6 protein-coding genes are annotated in these 6,561 nt (G+C 63.6%); all 6 read left to right on the top strand.

Annotated elements, in window-relative coordinates:
* Positions 1–146 precede the first annotated feature (146 nt).
* The gene (locus ACLL97_RS05360; protein ID WP_411279451.1) at positions 147–824 is read left to right on the top strand and encodes an ABC transporter ATP-binding protein; all 678 of its coding nucleotides are present in this window, start codon (positions 147–149) and stop codon (positions 822–824) included.
* Positions 825–973: 149 nt separating this feature from the next.
* Positions 974–2,221: an ABC transporter permease gene (locus ACLL97_RS05355; protein WP_411279450.1), complete on the top strand. Its 1,248-nt coding sequence runs from the start codon at positions 974–976 to the stop codon at positions 2,219–2,221.
* A gap of 3 nt (positions 2,222–2,224) precedes the next feature.
* Entirely contained in the window at positions 2,225–3,478 is a 1,254-nt protein-coding gene (locus ACLL97_RS05350) for an ABC transporter permease (RefSeq protein ID WP_411279449.1), read from the top strand.
* An 11-nt stretch (positions 3,479–3,489) separates the two neighbouring features.
* The gene (locus ACLL97_RS05345) at positions 3,490–4,725 is read left to right on the top strand and encodes an ABC transporter permease (protein ID WP_411279448.1); all 1,236 of its coding nucleotides are present in this window, start codon (positions 3,490–3,492) and stop codon (positions 4,723–4,725) included.
* A 2-nt stretch (positions 4,726–4,727) separates the two neighbouring features.
* Complete coding sequence (locus tag ACLL97_RS05340) at positions 4,728–5,993, top strand: ABC transporter permease (protein WP_411279447.1); 1,266 nt, start codon at positions 4,728–4,730, stop codon at positions 5,991–5,993.
* A gap of 119 nt (positions 5,994–6,112) precedes the next feature.
* Positions 6,113–6,561: ABC transporter permease (locus ACLL97_RS05335; RefSeq protein WP_411279446.1), on the top strand; the 449-nt coding region annotated here is incomplete at its 3' end.

Below are 6,561 nucleotides of genomic sequence, written 5' to 3'. Positions count from 1 at the left end.
CCGGCCAAGACGCTGCGCACGCTGAGCGACGGAGCGCGCGTGATCCCGGTCAAGGACACGCCGGACGACGAAGACCGCGATGACGCGCCGGATGACGAGGACGCATCGGCGTGATCGAGCTGCACGGCATCGTCAAGCGTTACGCGATGGGAGAGGAGATCGTGCGTGCACTGGCAGGCGTCGATCTGCACATCGCGCGCAACGAGTACGTCGCGCTGGTCGGTCCGTCGGGCTCGGGAAAATCGACGCTGATGAACCTCATCGGCTGCCTCGACACACCGAACGCGGGCGAATACTGGCTCAACGGCATGCTCGTGAGCGAGATGTCCGACGATGCGCTCGCTCGGGTACGCAACAAGGAGATCGGCTTCGTGTTTCAGACCTTCAACCTTCTGCCCCGGGCCTCGGCGCTGCAGAACGTCGAACTCCCGCTCGTGTACGCCGGCATCGCCTCCGATGAGCGGAAGAGGCGCGCCACCGAAGCGTTGGAACGCGTACAGCTCGGTGAGCGCATTCATCACCGGCCGAACGAACTCTCCGGTGGTCAACGTCAGCGCGTCGCGATCGCGCGTGCCCTCGTGAACCGCCCGTCCATTCTGCTGGCCGACGAACCCACTGGCAATCTCGACTCGCAGACCTCGGAAGAGATCATGCGTGTATTCGAGGAGCTGGCGACGCAGGGACAAACCGTGGTCATGGTCACGCACGAACCGGACATTGCGGTGCACGCCAAGCGCGTCATCGTGCTGCGCGACGGCCTCATTTCGAGCGACGAAACGCGCGCGCAGTATGCGCTCAAGGTTTCTGGCGAGCGCGTGCACTAGCGCATTCGACGAGCTGTTCCGACCCACGGCAGGACCGCCTCGAGGCGCTCGGATTTCGAGCGCCTCGTCGTCGTTGCAAGAGAGCGAAACTCTCTCCGCCGCGCGCCGTAAATCCTCGCAGACCCCCCGCGGCGCGAGGCGCTCCCACCATGCAGTTTTTCGAAGCCATTCGATTGGCCCTCAACACGATTCGTGTGCAGAAGCTCAAGAGCGCGTTCACGCTGCTCGGCGTCTGCATTGGCGTCATGTTCCTGATCTCCGTCGTCTCGATCGTCGAGGGGATGGGTCGGTACATGGAAGAAGACCTCATCGGTAAGCTGATCGGCGTCAACACATTCGAATTGCGCAGTCGCCCCAACATCAACATCGGCGACCTGGATGAGGCCACGTGGGAGGAGTACCGGCGGCGGCCCCGTCTTGAACTGCTCGATGTGGCACCAGTCACCAGCGCACTCCCGGCCGACGCCAAGTGGTACATCACCAGCGAAGACCAAGTCCCGATCACGTCCACCACCAGCGGTAAGCCGCGCACCACACGGGTGTTCGCCGTCGATGGGCAGTACTTTGACGTCAAGAATCTCGGCGTGACCGCGGGCCGTATTCTCTCCGAGCAAGAGCTCTCGCGCGGCGAGAAGTCGGTGGTGATCGGCATCGATGCCGCCGAGCGACTCTTTCCCGGGCTCGATCCGCTGGGTCGCGAACTCAAGATGGGTGGCGTGCCCTATCGCGTGGTCGGAGTGGCCGAGTCCCAAGGCAAGGCGTTTGGTATGTCGTTCGACAATTTCATCGTGACGTCGTGGCGTTCCCCGGCGCGCCGACTGCTCAACTCACGTCCCAACATCGTCGACGCGGTGGCGATTCAATCGCCAAGCCCAGAGGCGATGACCGAGACGATGGAAATCGTCCGCTCCGTGATGCGTGCGCAACGTCGCCTTCGTCCGGCGCAACAGGACAACTTTGCGCTGCAGACCGCCGACTCGGCGCTGGAGTTCTGGAACAAGATCAAGAGTTATCTGGTGCTCGCCGGCATCGCGCTGCCGGCCATCGGGCTCGTGGTCGGCGCCATCGTCATCATGAACATCATGCTCGTCGCGGTCTCCGAACGCACGCGCGAAATCGGCGTGCGCAAAGCGCTTGGGGCGAAGCGTCGTGACATCCTGATGCAGTTTCTGATCGAGGCCTCAACGCTTGGCATCGTCGGTTCGGCGATCGGTGTCGCACTCGGCATCGGTCTCGCCGAAGGCATTTCGGCCTTCTCGCCGCTCCCGGCGAGCGTGGCGCCGTGGTCGATCGTGGTTGGTATCGCCCTCGGCGCCGGCGTCGGGGTCGTGTCGGGCGTGTACCCCGCCAGTCGCGCCTCACGCTTGGACCCCATCACCGCGCTCCGGCAGGAATAGCTCATGTCTGCATTCACCACTCGCGTGTCCGCTGTGGCCGAGGGCGTGCGCATCGCCATCGACGCCGTTCGCGCGAACAAGGTCCGCGCCGGTCTCACGATTCTCGGTATTGCCGTGGGCGTGTTCGTGGTCGTCGCCATCTCAGCGGCCATTCACGGCATCAATCAATCGGTGGCGAAGGACTTTGCCAGCACCGGCCCGACCACGTTCTTCGTGTCGCGGTATCCGATCAGCTTCGAGAATTGCGACGGCTCCGACGACAGCTGCGCGTGGCTGCGCAACCCGCCCATCCGACCAAACGAGATCGAGAGCGTCAGGCGTTTGAAGAGTGTGGAAGCCGTGGGCGAGCGCCTCGATTGGGGCACAAAGGTGAAGTATCGCGAGCGTGAGTTGCCATCGGCGAGTATCGAAGGCTACAGCGCCGAGTGGACAACGATCAGTGCCCCCGAAGTCTATCCGGGGCGGGCCTTCACCAGCGCTGAGGCGCGCCGGGGTGCGCGCGTCGCGGTCATCACTACGCTGATGGCCAGGCGCCTGTTCGACGGATCCGATCCGATCGGCAAGGCGGTCACGCTGAACGGTGTGCCGTTCGAAGTGATCGGCGTCTACAAAGACAACAGCAGCTTCCTGTCGGGTGGCGAGCGCCCGAAGGCCGTGATCCCCGTGCAGTCGCTCATTCGCTACGTGGGCGCGCGGGCCAGCGGTGTATCCCTCGCCGTCAAGCCACGCGAGGGCGTGGAGCGCGACATCGCACTCGACGATGTTACGGCCACGCTACGTGGTATGCGCGGTACACGTCCGAGCGGTGAATCGTCGTTCGCCATCATCACGCAGGACAAGCTGCTGGATACGTACAACAGCATCTTCGGCATGTTCTTCCTGGTCATGATTGCGTTGTCGGCGGTCGGTCTGATCGTGGGTGGCGTGGGTGTCGTGGCGATCATGATGATTTCCGTCACCGAGCGGACCCGCGAGATCGGCGTGCGCAAAGCCCTCGGCGCGACCAAGGCCACGATTCTCTGGCAGTTCCTCGTGGAGGCGGCCACGCTGACCGGCATCGGAGGCGCCATCGGACTGTTTGTCGGCTGGTTGGGCGCGCTCGGCATCCGAAGCTTCACGCCCATTCAGGCCAGTATCCCACCGATGGCCGTCGTCGTGGCGCTTGGCGCCAGCGCGGTCACCGGCATCCTCTTCGGCATGCTGCCCGCCAGTCGCGCGGCGCGTCTCGATCCGGTCGAAGCGCTGCGCTACGAGTAATCGGAGACCTGATGCCCTTCATGGAAGCGGTCCGACTGGCGCTCGCCACGATCCGCGTGCAGAAGCTGAAGAGTTTCTTCACCTTGATCGGTGTCACGATCGGCGTGATGTTCCTCATCGCCGTCGTGTCGATCGTCGAAGGAATGAGTCAATACGTGGAGAACGATTTCGCCGGAAAGCTATTCGGCGTGAATACGTTCACGCTGCGTCGCTGGAACGACTTCAGCACCGACGACAATCTCGACTGGCGCGAGATTCAACGCCGTCCTCGGCTGTTCGCGTACGATGCGGATCTCGTGCGTTCGGTACTTCCCCCGGGGTCGTCGTCGGCCATTACGAACGAAACATTCATGAACGCGAACTCGCCTTACGCCCGTCCGCGACAGGTGCAGGCGGTGGCCACCGAGGCCGCGTATTTCACAATCAAGAAGTTCAAGGTGGAACTCGGGCGCGCGTTCGGCCCGCAGGAAGTCAGCATCGGCGCGCGCGTGCTGGTGATCGGCGTCGACGTCGCCGATCATTTTTTCAAAGGGCTCGATCCGATTGGCCGCGAGGTGCGAATAAACGGTGTGCCCTACGAAGTGATCGGCGTGATCGAGAAGCAGGGGTCGGTGTTCGGCTTCTCACTGGACCGACTGGCAATTGCTCCGTACACGAGTCCCCTCCACCGGGCAATCCGGCCGCGCGGCGACATCGAGGCCATGATCGTGCAGGCCCCCACCAAGGATCTGGTGTCGGACGGCATGGACGCCGCGCGCGAAGTGTTGCGCGCCTCGCGAAAAATGCCGCCGGGCAAGCCCGACAATTTTGCGCTCGAAACGCAGGATGAGGCGATGGCCTTCTTCGACGGTATCAAGTCGAAGATGGTCATTTTCGGCACGGCGCTCCCGGCGATCGGCCTCGTGGTGGGCGCGATGGTGATCATGAATATCATGCTGGTGGCCGTCGCCGAACGTACGCGAGAGATCGGTGTGCGCAAAGCGCTCGGTGCGCGACGGCGCGACATTATGTCGCAGTTTCTGGTTGAGTCGGCCACACTGAGCGTGGTGGGCGCCGCCGTCGGCATCGCACTTGGCATCGCGTTGGCGGCGACCATCGCCGCGCTGACACCGTTGCCAGCGGCGGTGGCGCCGTGGTCGATCGGCGCGGCGCTGGTGGTCGGCGCGGGCGTCGGCATCACCGCCGGCATTTATCCAGCGAGTCGGGCGGCCCGACTCGATCCCATCACGGCGCTGCGGCAGGAATAGCGATGCGACTCATGGACCGCATTCTGCTCGCGCTTGAAGGCATTGGCATGGCGCTCGATGCGATACGCGCCAACAAGGTGCGCGCTGGCCTTACCATCGCCGGTGTGGCGATCGGCGTGTTCGTGGTGGTGGCCATGGGCGCGACGGTGCACGGTATCAAGCAGAGCTTCCAATCGGACCTCGATGAGTTCGGCGCGACGTCGTTCCAAGTGCGACGTCGGGGCGTCGGCATCAACAGCTGCGACGGCTCCGACGACAGCTGTCCAGAACGGCGCAATCCGGCCATTTCGCTGGTCGAGTGGCGCGCGATCGCCGATCTCCCCGATGTCGAGACCGCCACCGCGTGGCTTGTGGGGCAGAGCAACTTCGACTACCGCGATCGCCACGTGACCAACGTGGGCTATGATGCGCAGAGCACCGACTGGATCAAGACCGACGTGGCCGACATCTCGCCAGGCCGCAGCTTCTCAGCGTCGGAGCATGACGCGGGCGCCCGAGTGGTGCTGGTGAACGACACGCTCAAAAACAGGCTGTTTGGCGACTCGGACCCGATCGGCAAGCAGATCGCGGTCGAGGGCAAGCAGTTCACGGTGATCGGTGTGTTCCACACGAAGGCCGGGTTCCTGAAAACCATGGACGGCCGTGGCCCCGACAAGCCGCGCGCGATCTTGCCGATGATGACGGCCTACCGTCACCTCGATGTGTGGCGTCGCGGGTTCCAGATGATGGTGAAGCCGCGCGCCGACGTGGCGCAAGCACAGGTCATGGACAACGTGACCGAGCTGCTCCGCTCGCGTCGCGGTCTGAAGCCGGGGCAGAACAACACCTTTGCACTGGTCGCGCAGGATCGCATGATGGAGACGTTCGATCAGCTTTTTGGCGCCATCTTCATGGTTGGCTTGGCGCTGTCGGCGGTCGGGCTGTTGGTGGGGGGCGTCGGTGTCGTCGCGATCATGATGATTTCCGTGACCGAACGGACCCGTGAGATCGGGGTGCGAAAAGCCCTGGGGGCCACGCGCGCCATCATCCTGTGGCAGTTCCTCGTGGAGGCGGCCACACTGACGTCCGTCGGCGCCTCCGTGGGGCTCATCATCGGGACCATGCTCGCCTGGATCGTGCGGACCAACACGCCGGTCCCAACGTCTATTCCAGCGTCAGCGATCATCACGGCAATCGCGGCCAGCATTGCCACCGGCATCATCTTCGGCATGCTTCCCGCGCTCCGCGCGTCGCGCCTCGATCCGGTGGAGGCGCTCAGGCACGAATAGTCGAGGGCGGCTATTATGCAAGGATGAAGACACGAGATGCAATCGGTCTGGCTCTCACCCAGATTCGTGTACAGAAATTGAAAAGCGCCTTCACTCTGCTTGGGGTGACCATCGGCGTCATGTTTCTCATCGCTGTCGTTTCCATCGTGGAAGGGATGGGTCGGTACGTTGAGGAAGATTTTGCGGCGCGACTGATTGGCAGCAACACGTTCACGCTTCGGCGATTCAGCAACGTTGGGCCCGGTGGGAACCGCGGCGTCGACGCCCGCTCCGCGCAGCGACGTCCGCTCGTCCGTATGCCGGATATCGACGCCGTACGTTCAGCCATCCCCGCGACGATGAAGTCCAGCATCGCGAGCGAGACATTCAAGTACGCCTCGGCCCCAGGCGCGCGGCCGCGTCAGGTGCAGGCGGTAGCGACCGATGCGAACTACTTCGAGATCAAGAATTTTCCGGTCACCGTGGGTCGTGCCTTCACGGATCAGGAAGTCCGTGCCGGCGCGCGCGTGATCGTGATCGGCACGGAAGTCGCCGAGCATTTCTTCCCGGGACTCAATCCGGAGGGGCG

This window comes from Gemmatimonas sp., assembly GCF_046594945.1.
In the GTDB taxonomy this organism is placed as follows: domain Bacteria; phylum Gemmatimonadota; class Gemmatimonadetes; order Gemmatimonadales; family Gemmatimonadaceae; genus Gemmatimonas.
The sequence above is the reverse complement of the archived record's forward strand: the minus strand, read 5'-3'. Positions and strand labels throughout refer to the sequence as shown.

Bases quoted from the DNA above. Each gene is read 5' to 3' on its own strand.
- ACLL97_RS05345 (WP_411279448.1), top strand. From the start codon at position 3,490: ATGCCCTTCATGGAAGCGGTCCGACTGGCGCTCGCCACGATCCGCGTG.
- ACLL97_RS05340 (WP_411279447.1), top strand. From the start codon at position 4,728: ATGCGACTCATGGACCGCATTCTGCTCGCGCTTGAAGGCATTGGCATG.
- ACLL97_RS05355 (WP_411279450.1), top strand. From the start codon at position 974: ATGCAGTTTTTCGAAGCCATTCGATTGGCCCTCAACACGATTCGTGTG.
- ACLL97_RS05350 (WP_411279449.1), top strand. From the start codon at position 2,225: ATGTCTGCATTCACCACTCGCGTGTCCGCTGTGGCCGAGGGCGTGCGC.
- ACLL97_RS05360 (WP_411279451.1), top strand. From the start codon at position 147: ATGGGAGAGGAGATCGTGCGTGCACTGGCAGGCGTCGATCTGCACATC.